Origin of the sequence: Flavobacterium cyanobacteriorum (genome assembly GCF_002251835.1) — a bacterium.
In the GTDB taxonomy this organism is placed as follows: domain Bacteria; phylum Bacteroidota; class Bacteroidia; order Flavobacteriales; family Flavobacteriaceae; genus Flavobacterium; species Flavobacterium cyanobacteriorum.
In genome coordinates this window covers 1-16273 of the sequence record NZ_NOXV01000287.1, presented here as the reverse complement: position 1 = coordinate 16273, position 16273 = coordinate 1, and the positions used below count along the sequence as shown (strand labels likewise).

Genomic DNA, 16273 nt, shown 5'->3' with positions numbered 1-16273 from the left:
AATGTAAAAATATTTTGTTCTTGTTGTTTTAAGGTAAACATTTTCAACTTTTCTTAATTTTATTTGCCCCGAGAACATTATATGAAATGTAATTTGATTAAGGTCTAATAAATATTGTGAGGCTGTATGTACTTCTGTCATCAGTTGAATGTTGTTCATTCTCCCTGTAAATGTACCCTCATCTTTATTGTATCTTAATATTTCAATATAACTCTCCTTAGATTTTTCTTTAGAACCAATATAGATGTTGTTTTCGTTTGAATAGAAACTTATAAGGGTAGTACTATCTTTTGATGTTGCGGTTCCATTGACAATTACTGTTTTTAAATTATTAAGAATGTTTCGCTCCAATGCGTATTTTTCTAAACCTTCTCTGTTTTCATTAAAGAAAATCAAAACGGGCAGTTGGTTAATGTCGCTGACATTGCCTTCGGGCATTGAGATTTTTGAATAAATCGCTTCCTCTATAATATTAGTTTGTTCCTTACTAAAAGTAATTTCAAAATCACAATCTAATAATATAAAATCAGGGATTGGGTGTTGTTTTTTGAGTTCGTCTGCTTTTGTCCAAGCATCATTAAGTTTGAGTGAACCCCATATAGTTAAAGTTGTACCAATGAGAATTATAATTATCCAAAGTGCAATCATTTTATTGTTTTTTAGGTTTGTCATTGTAAGGCTATTTATCACAAATATAGCCAAATAAAAATCCCAACCATATTAAAGATTGGGATTAAAGTAGTGCCTTTAGGCTTACACCTAATTCAGCTATGTCTGTAAGTTAGGTGTAATCTAAAATTTCAGTTCTATTTCTTTCTTGGGTTGAAATTCAATCCCTGGATTATCTTTTTATCAAAATCGGATAATTCTCTGTTTTGGTGCTTATAATCCATTATCTTTTCAAAGGTGGCACACTTTGTTGCTGTTCCTTTTATAGGCAGTGTAATAGCTTCTAATGCACTTAAATCAGTTTTTAGGTATTCTTGCGCTTCTGCTACAGAATAATATGTTTGTCCGTCAAAATCTACTTTTGTTATGTCTTTAAATTCTTCTTCTTTAATCCTCGGCATTTTTTATCAGGTCTTTATATTTTAGTCTTACATCAGAGTTTAAAATTAGTAAATTAAACCTTTCGTGCGTGGTTAATTTTCTTGTGTTATAGTGCATAGTCATAAAGTCTAAATATTTGTTTAGGTGCTTCCTGCTTACAAAGTGGTGGATGCCGTCAATATTTCTTTTTAGCAAACTCCAAAATCCTTCTATTGTATTAGTGTGGAAAATTCCATTTACATACTGGTCTTTGTTGTGATACACTATCTCATGCCCTGCAAAGTTTTTATCTATATCCTTATATGCCCCAAAGCCGTCAGTTACTACTACAGCCGTTTCTTTAATTTCTTTGAATAATACAGGCTTTATTGTTTTACCATAGGCTTTGTCCAATACTATACCTTTTACTTTACCGCCTCGCTCCAAAATACCCAGTATAGGTGTTTTATGATTTGCCCCTGTTTGCATACCATTGGCGTGTAACAACTTTCTTTTTGACAGGGATTTATTTTTATTGTCGCCCCCTATGTAAACTTCATCTACTTCCACAATATTATCAAATGGTTCCGTGTCTTTTCCAAAACAATTCCTGATGCGTTGTAGCATAAAGTAAGCTGACTTTTGTGTAATATTCAAATCCCTGCTTAATTGCAAACTACTCATACCCTTTTTGTGGGAGGTGCACAGCCAAATAGCTATGAACCAGAGTTTTAAAGGTACTTTTGTGTTATCAAATATTGTTTGGGTGCGAACGTTAAAATATTTGCCCGTGTTTTTACACTTGTACTTATTCCCTTTACATTCATAGACCTTTGATGTTGGGTCGAAAGGACTTATAATCTTATTCCCCCAGCGTGCTTCTTCAAGATAATCTATACAAGACTGCTCGTCAGGAAAAGTATTCATAATGTCTAAAATCGAAGTAAAATGCCTATTAAACATGATGCGGAAATTTTTCATAAAGATATACTATTTTACCCAATAAAAAAATAATTGGTGTAAAAATCGTCTAACTTTTTATCCGCTTACAGCTAAGGTAAGGCAGGTATTTTCAGCATCCAAAATTATCAATGTTCGTATAATTCTAAAAATTGATTAGGTCTTTTATTGGAATATTCAAAGCCCTCGAAATTTTTAGTAATGTCCTTATAGTTGTATTGATTTCAGCCCTTTCAATTCTTCCAATTTGGGATTTAGGAATATTACAATCGTTAGCCAAATCTTCTTGAGAAAGTTTATTTTTCTCTCTTTCTTCTTTAATTCTTCTACCTAATTGAGCTAAATATTTTTCCTCTGAAATATCCATATTTCAAAGGTCATTACAAATACTTTTTACATTGGACGCATATATGAGTTCGTTTTATTTATATTTGAACAAATTTTAAATCAAATATTTATGAAAAATCTTTTATTCATTTTTACTTTTTTATTGATGAGTTGTTCAGGTAGTGATGATAATAGTTCTACCAACAACGGCAATCAGAATTTTTTTAATCCTCCGTCTTGGATACAGGGCAGGTGGATGGGTTTTGCAGATGGAATTAATACAGGAATGGGTTTTAAATTTACATCTGATAATTGGTGTGTTATTACTGGTAATTCAACTTATTGTTGGAAAGAAGTAATGGAGGCACCGGGTCAAACCGCAACTGCCACCGAACAAGTATCAGACACGGATTATATTGTAACTATTACGACAAGTAATACAACCAATGTTTATCACTTCAGGAAAGTTTCTACTACTCAAATTCAAATCTTACAAGCATCAGGACTTAACCCAACATATACTAAAGTTAATTAATATGAAAAATAGAATTTTAGGCTATATTCTTATTAGCCCTGCATTATTGAGTATTGCATTACTTTTTTTAAATTTAATTTCAGAAGATTTAGATTTAACGACTAATTTAGGTGCCAATTGGATTGGAGGGGCTTATTATTCAGGTGATAGTGGCGCAGGTTTTACATCTTCTCTTCCTTTATATTTTGGGCTTATGGCTATTGCAGGAGCTATATTAATAAAAGGCGATAAAACAGAACATTAAATCAACCATACTACGACATTAGAACAAGCAATTGAAAGAAAAAAGAAATTGGGTACTTATATCACATCTGATAAAGATATAAGATACAAACTAATTGTATTGCCACTCAATGAACTTGACAGAAGTGCCTATCTCCAATGGTGCAAAGTTAATATGGTTTATACTGAAAGAAGCCTTTTAGAAGCTGAAAAACCTTTTGCAAGAGATGGTCAATATGATGTTTTTGGTATTGAGTTTAATGATAAGGTTGTAATCGACATCATTCTTCCTCGAGAGTCAAATTCATAAAATCTTGGTTATTAATACATACCATTACATCTATTTTACCATCATCTGTATAATTTGTAATCATTAATTTAGAATTTGTTTTTTCATTGAAACTATCTATTAGTTCTTGAATACTCTGTTTTAAAATTTCTGCTTTCTTACTTAGCAAATACTTTTGTTCGTTATAATGAAGTTGTGATTTCATGATTAAAATGCCCGCATCACAGCGGGCTTTATTTTTTGTTATACATTTGCATCATGCTCATTGTTTGTGGAGCATTGGTTAATGTCTCCTGTCAGAATTATATTATTTTGTCAGGGGACTTTTTATTACATTTACCTTATTTCATTCCTTTAAACTATGTCTAAATATATTCACGGAATTTACGCCTTAATATTTATAGGTTTAATTAGTACTGTTGTTATTTGCTTTCACAATAATGATGTATTAGAAGCTCGTATCAATACATTAGTTAAGTACGCTGATGCTGATAAACTAAATTCAGATAAATCATTTAAAGAAGATTATTATATACAGCAACAAGAAAAAGATACAACATTAATTCTTTGGCTTGTTCCAATAATCTTTACTTCTTTGGGAATCTTTTCCTTTATCACTTTTGAACAGCGACTTAGAAAGTTGGAAGAAGATGAACGCACTAAGCACGAAAAGCATATAGAGAATTATACCGGTCTTCATAAAAGTATTTTAGATTTAAAGTCAGAATATTGTTTTGAGAATGCGTGGGTTAATTTTAGTAAATCAACGGATATGTTTTATAATAACAATCTTGATTGGTATGTACATTTTACAATAACAGGTTGTAAATATTTATCTGATTACATTGTAAGGCAGTATGAGGTTGAAAACTTAAAAGGCTCTAAACGAGCCAAAGAAATTATATTCGAGAGGCTTACAGAAGTTATTAGCAGAATTTCTGAATTTAACGAAGTAAAAGATGTTGAACCTATTGTTACTGCACAATATATAAAAGAGATAAGGGATATGGGTGAAACAGATATAAATAAGTGTTTATCTAAAATAGATGCCAAACTAATTAAGAAAGATTAACTAACCCCCAGTGTAAAATTGTATATAGTTACCCTCTTGAGAGGGGTTAGGGGTGTGTTTTTCATATTCAGTTATATATTGTTCAATAGCCCTAATAACATTTTCTATATCTTTCAAAACCTGAGAATCTGAGAATCGCAATACAGTAATTCCAAAGTCATTCATCCTGACTTCCTTAACTACATCCTTATTGTAAACTTCCAAAAATTCATGAGAATACCCATCAACCTCAATACCCAGCATGAGTTCATAGCAGAAAAAATCAAGAATGTAGTTATCAAGAGGTTTTTGCCTGTGAAAATCATAACCATACATTTGCTTCCTCTTGAGCTTTTGCCAAAGCATAACCTCAGCCTTAGTGCTATTATTTCGCAACTGTCGTGCTAAATCTTTTAGGTTTGGGTTGTATGGAATGATCTTTCGTTTCATGAGATAAATATAATGATTTTAGCATTATATCATTAACACACCCCTAACCCCTCTCAAGAGGGGAACGCCCTGCCGCTGGCTTACCCATTGTTGAATAGTTTTGTAAAAAAAGCAGTAACAATAATTGCTCATGGTATGTAATGATAACACACCCCTAACCCCTCTCAAGAGGGGAACAAGCTACAATCCTGCTGAAGTATTATAATATTGAACATATATAACAATTCCCTTCCCAATCCCTTAACAAAAAATTCCTTCAAAACCCGTATCTTTGCCTACTTAATTTTTGCCATGATAAAGACTGATTTTTCTGCACTCGAACCCAAGAAAAACATACTCATAAAAGGTGCGCAGCTGCACAACCTCAAAAACATAGATGTAGCCATACCCCGCAATAAGCTGGTGGTGGTTACGGGCCTTTCGGGCTCGGGTAAGTCGAGCCTGGCGTTTGATACCCTGTATGCCGAAGGCCAGCGCCGCTATGTGGAAAGCCTGTCGAGCTACGCCCGCCAGTTCCTGGGCCGCCTTGATAAGCCCAAGGTAGAATACATAAAAGGGATTGCGCCTGCCATTGCTATTGAGCAAAAGGTTAACACTACCAACGCCCGCAGTACTGTAGGCACCAGCACCGAAATTTACGACTACATGAAGCTGCTGTTCGCGCGTGTGGGCCGCACCTACTCGCCTGTATCCGGCCGTGAGGTAAAAAAGGATACGGTGACGGATGTAGTGAACGAGGTTAAGAAAATGGAGCCGGAAAGCCGCTGGCTGCTCCTTTCTCCCATACATACGGAAAAAGGCCGAACGCTGGAAGAAAAGCTGGGCGTGCTGCTGCAACAGGGTTTTGCACGTATACTGGCTGATAATGAAACGCTGCGCCTTGACGATCTTGCCGGTGCGGATTTAACCAATAAAGAAGTGCTGCTGATAGTTGACCGTATTGTGGTAAAGGAAGAGGAAGAATTTTACAACCGCCTGGCCGATGCTGTGCAAACCGCTTTTTATGAAGGTAAAGGCGAATGCTACCTGCAGGAAGTTAGCACCGGAAACAGGCTAACCTTCAGTAATAATTTTGAGCTGGATGGGATTACTTTCGTAGAGCCGAACGTGCACCTGTTCAGCTTTAATAATCCATACGGCGCCTGCCCTTCATGTGAAGGCTATGGCAGCATTATAGGCATTGATGAGGAACTGGTGATACCAAACACAGCGCTCTCCATATACGAAAATGCGGTTTTCCCGTGGCGTGGCGAAAGTATGGGCTGGTACCGCGACCAGCTGGTAAACAACAGCCATAAATTTGATTTCCCTATACACAAGCCGTACTTCCAGCTTTCGGAAAGCGACCGTGCCCTGGTGTGGACAGGCAACAAATATTTTACAGGGCTTAACGACTTCTTTAAAGAGCTTGAAGAGAAGAATTACAAGATACAAAACCGCGTAATGCTGAGCCGTTACCGTGGCAAGACCAAATGCCCTGAGTGTAAAGGAAAGCGCCTTCGCCCGGAGACTAACTACGTTAAAGTTGCCAATCATACCATAAGCGACCTGGTGGACCTGCCGATAAAGAACCTCGCGGAGTTCTTCAGTACGTTGGAACTTAATGAATATGATTATAAAGTGGCTAAAAGGCTGCTTGTTGAAATAAACAACCGCCTGCGCTTTTTGCAGGAAGTTGGCCTTAGTTACCTTACGCTTAACCGCCGCTCCTCAACATTATCCGGTGGTGAGAGCCAGCGTATTAACCTGGCAACGTCATTAGGAAGTTCATTGGTGGGTTCGATGTATATTCTGGATGAGCCGAGTATAGGCCTTCACCCCAAAGATACCGAAAGGCTTATAAAAGTACTGGAAAACCTGCGCAACCTTGGCAATACAGTTATTGTGGTAGAGCACGATGAGGACATCATGAAACAGGCCGACATGATTATTGACATTGGCCCTGAAGCCGGTACGCACGGCGGGCAGCTCGTGGCACAGGGAACCTATAAGGAGATACTTCAAAGTGATTCGCTTACGGCCAAATACCTTAATGGAGACCTTGAAATACCTGTACCTAAAAAACGCCGCAAGTTTAAGCACCACGTAGATGTTATCGGCGCGAGAGAGAACAACCTGCAAAATATTGATGTTACCTTCCCGCTGGATTGCCTTACGGTAATTACAGGTGTTTCGGGGAGCGGCAAGAGTACATTGGTGAAGAAGATCCTCTTCCCTGCCCTGCAGAAAAAGCTGGAGGGCGTAGGCGAAAAAGCAGGCCAGTTTACCGAATTGCAGGGCAGCTACAGCCACATTAAGCATATTGAGTATGTGGACCAGAACCCGATTGGCCGAAGCTCGCGCTCCAATCCGGTTACCTATATTAAAGCGTATGATGATATTCGCGACCTGTTTGCGAAACAAAAGCTGGCCAACATGCGTGGGTACCAGAGCAAGCATTTTTCTTTTAACGTTGATGGTGGCCGCTGCGATACCTGCAAGGGCGAAGGCGAAGTGACTATCGAAATGCAGTTTATGGCTGATGTTCACCTGGAGTGCGAAACCTGCAACGGCAAACGCTTTAAGAAAGAGATACTCGAAATCACTTTTGAGGGCAAAAACATTGATGATATACTAAGCATGACCATTGATGATGCCGTAACATTCTTCAGCGAGCATAAGCAAACCAAAATAATGACCAAGCTGCAGCCGCTGCAGGATGTAGGATTGGGTTATGTGCAGCTGGGGCAAAGCTCCTCTACCCTTTCGGGTGGTGAGGCGCAGCGTATCAAGCTGGCATCGTTCCTGGTTAAGGGCGCTACAAAAGAAAAAGCCCTGTTTGTGTTTGATGAACCTACTACAGGCCTCCACTTTCACGATATCAAAAAACTTTTGGCATCATTTGAGGCGCTGCTGGACAAAGGGCATTCCATCATTGTCATAGAGCACAACCTCGACCTTATAAAGTGCGCGGATTATATCATTGACATTGGCCCTGAAGGCGGCGAAAACGGCGGACACCTGGTAGCTTTTGGCACACCCGAGGAAGTGGCTAAAAATCCTAAGAGTGTGACGGGAGAATATTTGAGGGAGAAGCTTTAAAATTTGTTTCAGGTTTCAAGTTTCAAGTTCTGGGTTATGTAAAAATTAACCTAATATCTATTTGATTTGACCTGCATTTGTTATTCAATTCATTTTTTTGATTACAGAATATTATGTTAATTTGAATACACTAATAAAACAATATGTCAATTCCAAAATATGATGAACTTAGAATTTCTGCATTAAATATTTTGCTAGATGGACGCTCAATGAAGTTAAAAGATTTTGTTGAGCCACTTGCAAAAGAATTTAAATTAACAGAAGACGAAATTAATGAAATGTATCCTTCAGGAAATGGCCATATTTTCTACGACAGAATTTCTTGGGCGTTAAGCTATTTAAATATGGCTGGGTTACTTGACAAGCCTGGCAGGGGAATATATCGGATTAGTCAAAAAGGAATTGATATGCTAAAATCAAAAACTCCTTTAGCAATAAATGAATTTGTCGATCATGAGGTTTCTAAAAGAGATAAATCTAAAAAAACAAATAGAAATCCGGAGATTGCTCTAACCGATATTAGTGATAGATCTACACCTCAAGAAAAATTATATACTTCTTTCAACAACATCAGAAATTCTATTTATGATGAAATACTCACAACCATTCTAAATAAAACACCTTCAGCGTTTGAAAAACTAGTCGTTCTGCTTCTACAAAGAATGGGCTACGGTGGTGAGGTAAAAAATTCCGGTTTAGTAACTAAAAAATCAAATGATGGTGGTATTGATGGGATTATAAAAGAAGATATTCTAGGTTTTGGAAGAATTAACATTCAAGCTAAAAGATATAGATTAGATATTGCTGTAGGAAGAGAAGAAATTCAGCGTTTTGTTGGTGCCTTAGCTGTGGCTCAATCTAATAAAGGTGTTTTTATTACGACATCGTACTTTTCGAAGGGTGCAATTGAATATGTTGAAAATCTTTACGGAAGTACAACAGTAGTGCTTATTGATGGAAAAGATTTAGCAGCATATATTTATGATTATGGCTTAGGAATGCAGGTTGAGCAAACCATAGAAATTAAGAAAATGGATACTGATTTTTGGGATTCTATGGCTGATCAATAATGAAAGACTACTATAAAATACTTGGCGTCCTTCCGGGGTGTACACAGGCAGAGATAAAAAAAGCCTACCGGCTGCTGGCGGTGCAATACCACCCTGATAAAAATGCAGGCGATAAAGCCAGTGAGGAACGCTTCAAGGAAATAGCAGAGTCGTATATTATATTGGGTGATGCTGCACAACGCCATGCCTATGATTGTTCCAAAGGCTATAAGAAGCAGCACAAGCCTAAGGTTTCGGCTACGGGGCATACGCCGACAGGAATATTGCTGATGTTCAAAAAGATAAAGGAAAAAGTATTTAATGCCGGCGGGCGCATCAATAAAGAGATGCTTTTTAAGCTGGTAGATGATATACTGACTGATGATACTGTCACTTTCCTCATCAGTGCCGAAGAAATCCTTACCAACAACCTGATAATAGATGAAATTGTAGTGTGCGGCATCTTTATGAATGCGGAGCACAAGCCTCTTATTAAAGAAAAACTTTTAGTGCTGGCCAACGGCAGCGCCAGGATGATAAACAGAATCAGTATATTAGACCCGAAAAACCCTGATACCCTATGAACCACAAAGCCAAATCCATACGCCCCTTTATAGGCGCTAAAGATTTTGAAACCTCCCGCAGTTTTTACCGCGATCTCGGCTTTGAGGAAGCTACCCTTAGCCCAACAATGTCGGTTTTTAAATCGGGTAATAACGCTTTTTACCTCCAGGATGCTTATGTAAAAGACTGGATTGACAACACCATGGTTTTTATGGAAGTGGATGATGTAAACCATTTTTGGGATGAACTTGTTGCTCTAAACCTTCCTGAAAAATATAAAGATGTACGGCTTGTACCTGTTAAGCACCTCGACTGGGGCAGCGAGTGTTTTGTTCATGACCCCAGCGGAGTGCTGTGGCATTTTGGGGAGTTTAAATAATAATTTNTCACCTGAAAACCTCTTTTTGCTAAGGGTAAATAAGGAACAATTTCTCTTTTTATTATATCTTTGTCAAGTACACTGTACATAAGGGTTGATTTTGAAATAATTATGTTTTGCAACACAAATTTCGTCAACCCTTTTTTATTTAACAAATAAGTTTAAACCACTTCAACTTTAAATAATTAAGTCAAAGCTAAATTTATCAATGTTTTTAATGATAACCAGGGGTTAAAATCAAAAAATCAACGCTAGTCTTTAATAAAACTCTGCACTCGTTTTACATTAGAATTTTGCTCCACCAGTTGAAGGATATACTGCCCGGATGATAAGGAATTACAGTTAATACCGTTTGAAATATCAAATTTATCTTGGTGTACAATTCTGCCAGATAAATCTAAAACTTGAAAATAAGTTGGATTAAAATCTGATTGAAATAGACTGATGTTTAAAACATCTACCACCGGATTTGGATACAACTTTACCGTTTCTAATTCCTTTTGAGAAACCGATAAAGCACCACCTTGACCAGTTAGAATACCGTTTGGATTGGTGGTAAAAGCATATTGCTTAATAGTAAACACATTACCAGTAAGGTTCACCAAGATCCATCCATAATAAATGGTACTCCCTATTTCCGCCTTAAACCCTATATATTGATCACCTGTATTTAAAAACTCGGCATTGCTTCCCTCCAGTTCAGTAGCAATAAACTCTGATGTGAACGATGTTGGAGTTGAGCTATTTATAAGTACACCTTGAGAAAGTGCTTGTACCAAACCTGTATCAGGAACATTAACCACAGAGGTTTCAATTCCGTTAAAAAAGTCAAACGTACTCTCTATATGTAAATTTGGAGAGTCGCCTGTATCAAAATCATATCTGAACCTAAACTCAGGTGTTCCATCCCCGTCAAGATCGATTTGAAAAAAATTAGAAACCATACATGGCGGGCAGGCCAACGTGATTTGAAAATCAGGCTCTGGATTCACCAAGGTGATTTGAGCTTGAGTTGACAAGAAGCTAAAAGTAGCGAGTAATAAAAGTAATTTTTGTTTCATACGTTTTTAAGTTAATTTATCCCTACCTGCCATGAACAAGTAGGGATTGTTGATTTTATCTGTCTTAATTTGAATCGTTACCAAATTGGAATTTAATTTTTTGAAGTTTCTTTACTTAAAAAATTAATCTCTGGTATAAACAATCACTGCTCCAGCTGCACTTGCACTATTATTTGCTGCAGGGTTAATTCCTGAACCACTTCCATCTTCACCATAGGCACCCACAAGAACCGACCTACCGTTACTACTGATACTTACAACGTGACCAAAAAAATCATTGATATTTAAACCTACACCTGTATGCATTTTGTAGGTGAAGCCATATACCCATTGACCTCCAACAAAACTGTATAGATAAGCAGCACCCGTTCCTGAAGTAGTATTGTTGTTGACTGGGTTTACACATCCTACTGAGCCATCTTCATAAGGAGCACCAACTAATATAAACTCACCATTTGCAGATATTGCTACTGCATTACCAAATTGGTCGCTTGCTCCAGCATTAATAGCCTTTAAATAGGCAGTTTGAGTCCACGTAGTCCCCGCTCTGTTAAATACATAAGCAGCACCGGCATTGGAAGCACTGTTATTTGCCCCAGGATTTACCCCCGTTCCATTCCCATCTTCAAGCTCAGCACCAACAACGAGTACGTTACCCGATGCATCCAGTGATACAGAGATACCAAAGTAATCTCCAGCTCCGGTATTACTTGCTTTTACATAGGCTTGTTGTGCCCATACACCTGCTGTTTTTTGGAACACATAGGCTGCACCTGCATCGGTCGCACTGTTATTATTGGTACTATTGATGCCAAAACTAGCACTATCTTCACCATAAGCGCCCACAGCCAGTGTAGTTCCGTCGCTATTTAGTGCAATTGAAACTCCAAATAAATCAGAAGCTCCCGCATTGGATGCTTTGATATAGGCCTCGTAACTCCAAGTAGAACCTGAACGCGTAAAGGTATATACAGCCCCTGAAGCATTTAAGGCATCATTTGCAGTTGGGTTTATACCCGTTCCACTTCCGTCTTCTGATACTGCACCCACAGCAACCGTATTACCGTCACCACTAATGGTAACACTACACCCAAATCTATCACTCGCTGAGGGAGCAGGAGATTTTAAATATGCTTGCTGACTCCAAGTAGTACCCGTCCTTACAAAAACATAAGCTGCTCCCGCATCTGCCAAACTGTTATTGCTGGTTGGGTTTACTCCAGTACCACTTCCGTCTTCTGCTCTCGCACCAATTACTACTGTATTACCATCACTACTTATGGCCACCGCATTTCCAAACACATCGGAAGCATCAAGTACTGTAGGTTTCAACTTAGCTTGAAAGGTCCAATTACTACTAATGTTTGCTCTGGTATAAATATAGGCTGTTCCCGCATCCGTTCTGTTGTTATTATTGGTAGCGTTTATATTTCCCCCTGAAAGATCACCATCTTCGCGCTGTGCCCCTACAACCATAGTAAGTCCATCAGCTGCAATTTGAGCCCCTTTACCAAAATTGTTAAAACCATATTCATACTGTCCGCCGAAAGAATCGCCAGCACCGGTATTATTTGCTTTGATATAACTTGCAGTAACACTAAATGAAGTACAGCTAATCGTATTGAAAGCAGGTACAGAAGAAGGCAAGGTATAATTTATAGTGAAGTTACAAGAGGTGAATAGCGCCGGGATTGAATTTACGGTTACTGTATAAGAACTTGTCGAGACAGTCTGAGGAGTTCCCACGGCAGTCAAAGTCACATTCAAAGTGCCAGTATTCACGGCGTTAACACTTCCTTCAAAATAGACCCCATTTACGGTATTGGTACGAATGTAAAAAGTGCCCGCAACTGTTACCAAAAGAGTAACCACTTTTGTGTTGGAGGGATTCATTGGTGTACCCACTTGATAAGCTCCTGCTGTAGCTCCTCCACAAGTTACACTAGTAGCTCTACCTGTACCACTAAGAACTGGAACGTTAAAAGAGCAAGAAAAACCATTTATAGAATAGCTCAAGGTTGTAAACCCAGGAAGCTCTGGTTTACCCGATAGAATGTAATCAATAGGAGCCCCTGTACCGTTTAATACACCATTAACCGGTTTACTAATTCTTATTCCGTTTGAAGGACTACTCGTGATTCCGAATGAAGAACCACCTGTATAGACAGGTCCAGCAGTATAGCTTTGAAAAACAGTATCTTCTTGAATAGTTTCATTGGCAAAAATCTCACCTGTAAGTGAGCCTAAAGTACCACAACCTGTAACTACAGCAATCCCGTTTGCAACATTAACTACCGAGGTGCACAATTTATTTCCAATTTGAATACCTAAAAAATTCACTCCTGAAACTAACGGAAAGCCTTGTCCTCTTAAGGTGATTACTTGTGAGCCCTCTGTTAAAAACTCACCCGCTGCTGCAAAAAACATCCCACCAGAGTTAGCAACAATGTTATAATTTCCAACTTCAGTGACTTGAACATTTAAGGTCAGAAAGTTTTCCTCAGGAATCAACTCAACCCCTGTAGTGTAAGTACCTGAAATGACTAAACTACTACAATCTGCTTCAAATACAGCTGAACCAGTACTCTGATTGGCACAAATGGAACGCCACTCTTGTACTGTTTCATTGAAAATATTGATACACCCCTCAGTTGTATTATATATCAGCAAAGCATTGGAGGGCTGTGTTATAGCATCTCTCTCCATAGTGGTCATCCTTGGCAATAAAAATCCTTTACTGGTACTTTCCAGTTCCAATAAAGAGTTAGGATTAATTGAAGTAGGATTATCCCCAATCTTAACCTGGGCATTGAGATGTAATGCTCCTAGGGTTAGTAATGTGATAAAAAGTTTTTTCATTTATTTAGGGTGTTTTTTATTAATTCAACATTGTGTATTTAGCCATTTGTCATTAACCAAGCCTCTATATGCTCGACAGAAATGGGTTTCACTAAAATTTTTAAATCTTTATCTAATAAATAAAAGGTTGGTGTCCCTGATATATGATAATTTAAAGTTGCCGCACCGTTCCACTTCAAAAAATCGCAGGTAGAGATAAAGGGGAAACTACCGGTAAAAGCCTTAAAGTCAACGGCAGTCTCATCTAACGAAACCAAAATAACTTCCAATCCTTTTTCCTTCCACTTATTATAAAATCCTACAATTTTTGGAACTTCTTTTTGACAATGTTCGCACCAGCCGGCAGCAAACACCACAAGTTTATAAGATGATTCTATTTCTTTTAATGATGAAACCTTTTTATTGGCAATAAAATTTGTGTACTTCCCAAAAACAATATCAGGAGCTATATTCCCTTTCTTTAATTTTCGGTAGTTTTCCAGTTTGTTTGCCACGTCTGTAGCTATAGTGCAACTATTCTGGCTTAAAACCTTTAACGCAAGGTATTCGGATGAATTAAACAAGCTTCTTGACTCCAGTAAATTAAATAGATAATCCGTTAGGGAATTAAACAACTTTTCATCTGACACTACAGAACCTATCATTAAATCTATAGATCGATTAATCTCTGAAAAAACAATATCCAAAGAGCCTGATGTATTCTCAATAAACCAGATATAGCTGTCAATAGCATCTTTATATAGTCCACTTTTAATGAATCGCTTATCAGCATAGTTTATACTCCTGAAACTTTCTAAAGTACTCGGTATATCCTTAGGTCTATGTTGAGCTACGATAGAGACAGTACTAACTAGTTTCCTAATGGGTAAAAACCATTTTACATAGCTATCTTCTGGTAGATTTTCAATAAAAGCTTGTTCTTCCTGTTTCAAACGATATGTCTCCTTTATTATATCATCTTTAGGCTTGTTTTGTGATTTAAAAATGGAATCCGTTTGATATAATTTTTCCAAATACGTCCATGCACTTAAGGCCTGTTCTCTAAGGGGTTGTTGGGTAGCATAATCAGCAAAAGCCCTATTTTGTGTGCCTTTTACCACTTTTACTGTTTTTGGGCTTGCGGGCGTTACCCCTGATAGTTGAATATCTTCGCCGCATAAAACAACAAATATTGGTTTCGCTTCTGCTATCTTAATGTAACCTATACCATAATCGTTTAGCGTGTAAGGTAAACTAAAGTTACCGCTGCTGTCGGTGACTCCTTCCGCAATTTTATATGTAGAAAAGCCATCAAAACCTTCTAACTGAATAGTAGTGTTTGGTAAACTTGACCAAGTACCATACACTTTTTGTGCAGTTGACATATTGCCATATAAAACGATAAACAAAATGCAAGAGATGAAATTCATAAATTAAGATTTTTATCATTCTTATAAATAAGTAGCTCTTGCAAATCATTTATCATTTTACTTGGATAACACATAGCATACTACGATCAATTGTTAATTTTTTATACAACGTACGGCATACCCATCTGCACGCAAAGAAAGATCAATGTTTCCACTGTCTATCGCATTAAAATAAGTTAGTCGACGAATATTAATTCCTGATGTAGTACTACTCCAATAATCTCCAAATATTCCTGTACCTGTTAAGGAGCCGTCTTCTCTCCTTCTTGCACCACCAGCAGGCAGCTTGAGAACCGAAGCAAAAGCACCCACGTTATTACGGTTTACAAATGTCACTCTTTCAGCATTTAGCTCAGCTTCTGTTGGAAGTCGAAAACCAGTAGGGCAAGGATTATTAATTCCTGCTAAACCTTGCCACAAAGTATTGTCTTGAGATGTTAACCAGTTTTGTGGTGGAACATTTTCAATAATGAATTGACCATCCCAACTGTTACCACCATTAGGGGCTGCTGTGCTTGCATTCGTTGAAGTAGTTAACGAATTTCGGCATTGGTGACCATCAGAAAAGCGTCCCCACTGATATAAATCTCCATACGAATTTGCATCATTTAAGCTCGTAGCGACTCTTCCTGCCCCCAAATTTCTATCCATCCACACACGTCCTGTAGTAGATGTTACTTCTACGACTTGTGTCGGAATGCTACAAAAAACTGTACCTGCAGGATAAGGAGAAGCGAGTAAAGTTATGCTATTTATCATTGCTTGTATTTCAGAGAGGGTAGCAGGCATAGAAAAATTATTGGGGTTGGCATCAATAAATGCCTGATATGCTAATTGATGACCTATTGTAACTCCTGTAACGGGCAATTGTTGCAACTGGGCAACAGTTACTACCGATGGTACTACATTAGGCTGGTCTCCTTCATTACCGATTTGTACCAAAATCGCATTCACATTATTATTAACCGCTGTAATCATCGCTTGTACTTCGGCTATGGTAGCCGGAGC

16 protein-coding genes and 1 pseudogene are annotated in these 16273 nt (G+C 37.8%); 8 read left to right on the top strand and 9 right to left on the bottom strand.

Going from position 1 to position 16273, the window contains the following annotated elements; all coding sequences use genetic code 11:
- The 4 genes from CHU92_RS11260 to CHU92_RS11245 all read right to left on the bottom strand — a co-directional run.
- On the bottom strand, positions 1-672 hold a 672-nt coding region (locus CHU92_RS11260; RefSeq protein WP_129583071.1), incomplete at its 3' end, for a hypothetical protein.
- A gap of 134 nt (positions 673-806) precedes the next feature.
- The gene (locus CHU92_RS11255) at positions 807-1070 is read right to left on the bottom strand and encodes a hypothetical protein (protein ID WP_094415614.1); all 264 of its coding nucleotides are present in this window, start codon (positions 1068-1070) and stop codon (positions 807-809) included.
- Positions 1057-1992, bottom strand: coding sequence for an IS1595 family transposase (locus CHU92_RS11250; RefSeq protein ID WP_094415616.1), 936 nt, complete (start codon positions 1990-1992; stop codon positions 1057-1059). Before CHU92_RS11250 ends, CHU92_RS11255 begins: the two co-directional genes overlap by 14 nt.
- A gap of 142 nt (positions 1993-2134) precedes the next feature.
- Positions 2135-2356: a helix-turn-helix domain-containing protein gene (locus CHU92_RS11245; protein WP_094415612.1), complete on the bottom strand. Its 222-nt coding sequence runs from the start codon at positions 2354-2356 to the stop codon at positions 2135-2137.
- A gap of 90 nt (positions 2357-2446) precedes the next feature.
- Between CHU92_RS11245 and CHU92_RS11240 the strand changes: the two genes are divergently transcribed.
- The 4 genes from CHU92_RS11240 to CHU92_RS16130 all read left to right on the top strand — a co-directional run bounded on the left by CHU92_RS11240 (position 2447) and on the right by CHU92_RS16130 (position 4434).
- Positions 2447-2851, top strand: a complete 405-nt coding sequence (locus CHU92_RS11240) for a hypothetical protein (RefSeq protein ID WP_094415610.1) — start codon at positions 2447-2449, stop codon at positions 2849-2851.
- Between the two features lies 1 nt (position 2852).
- The gene (locus CHU92_RS11235) at positions 2853-3095 is read left to right on the top strand and encodes a hypothetical protein (RefSeq protein ID WP_094415608.1); all 243 of its coding nucleotides are present in this window, start codon (positions 2853-2855) and stop codon (positions 3093-3095) included.
- Between the two features lie 48 nt (positions 3096-3143).
- Positions 3144-3383, top strand: a complete 240-nt coding sequence (locus CHU92_RS15895; protein ID WP_165764646.1) for a hypothetical protein — start codon at positions 3144-3146, stop codon at positions 3381-3383.
- Positions 3384-3723: 340 nt separating this feature from the next.
- Positions 3724-4434 carry a hypothetical protein gene (locus tag CHU92_RS16130; protein WP_094415604.1) on the top strand — a complete coding sequence of 237 codons (711 nt, stop codon included), beginning with the start codon at positions 3724-3726 and terminating at the stop codon, positions 4432-4434.
- On the opposite strand, the gene CHU92_RS11220 is transcribed toward CHU92_RS16130, so the two are convergent.
- Positions 4435-4863 (bottom strand): endonuclease domain-containing protein, encoded by a 429-nt coding sequence (locus CHU92_RS11220; RefSeq protein ID WP_094415602.1) that lies wholly within the window; start codon positions 4861-4863, stop codon positions 4435-4437.
- 291 nt (positions 4864-5154) lie between these two features.
- On the opposite strand from CHU92_RS11220, the gene uvrA reads away from it, so the two are divergent.
- The 4 genes from uvrA to CHU92_RS11200 all read left to right on the top strand — a co-directional run bounded on the left by uvrA (position 5155) and on the right by CHU92_RS11200 (position 9936).
- On the top strand, positions 5155-7944 hold the full coding sequence (uvrA, locus tag CHU92_RS11215) for an excinuclease ABC subunit UvrA (protein ID WP_094415600.1): 2790 nt from the start codon (positions 5155-5157) through the stop codon (positions 7942-7944).
- A 143-nt stretch (positions 7945-8087) separates the two neighbouring features.
- Positions 8088-9014 (top strand): restriction endonuclease, encoded by a 927-nt coding sequence (locus CHU92_RS11210; protein WP_094415598.1) that lies wholly within the window; start codon positions 8088-8090, stop codon positions 9012-9014.
- On the top strand, positions 9014-9577 hold the full coding sequence (locus CHU92_RS11205; protein ID WP_094415596.1) for a DnaJ domain-containing protein: 564 nt from the start codon (positions 9014-9016) through the stop codon (positions 9575-9577). The genes CHU92_RS11210 and CHU92_RS11205 overlap by 1 nt, the downstream gene beginning before the upstream one ends.
- Positions 9574-9936, top strand: a complete 363-nt coding sequence (locus CHU92_RS11200; RefSeq protein ID WP_094415594.1) for a VOC family protein — start codon at positions 9574-9576, stop codon at positions 9934-9936. Before CHU92_RS11205 ends, CHU92_RS11200 begins: the two co-directional genes overlap by 4 nt.
- Before the next feature lie 251 nt (positions 9937-10187).
- Here CHU92_RS11200 and CHU92_RS11195 read toward each other — a convergent pair whose 3' ends face one another.
- From CHU92_RS11195 to CHU92_RS11180, 4 genes and pseudogenes are all read right to left on the bottom strand, one after another.
- A complete protein-coding gene (locus tag CHU92_RS11195) occupies positions 10188-10997 on the bottom strand; it encodes a T9SS type A sorting domain-containing protein (RefSeq protein ID WP_094415592.1) in 810 nt (269 codons plus the stop codon).
- A 123-nt stretch (positions 10998-11120) separates the two neighbouring features.
- Positions 11121-13856: an FG-GAP repeat protein gene (locus CHU92_RS11190; protein WP_094415590.1), complete on the bottom strand. Its 2736-nt coding sequence runs from the start codon at positions 13854-13856 to the stop codon at positions 11121-11123.
- Between the two features lie 38 nt (positions 13857-13894).
- The gene (locus CHU92_RS11185) at positions 13895-15265 is read right to left on the bottom strand and encodes a TlpA family protein disulfide reductase (RefSeq protein ID WP_094415588.1); all 1371 of its coding nucleotides are present in this window, start codon (positions 15263-15265) and stop codon (positions 13895-13897) included.
- A 93-nt stretch (positions 15266-15358) separates the two neighbouring features.
- Positions 15359-16273: pseudogene (locus CHU92_RS11180) on the bottom strand (FISUMP domain-containing protein); the annotation flags it as partial.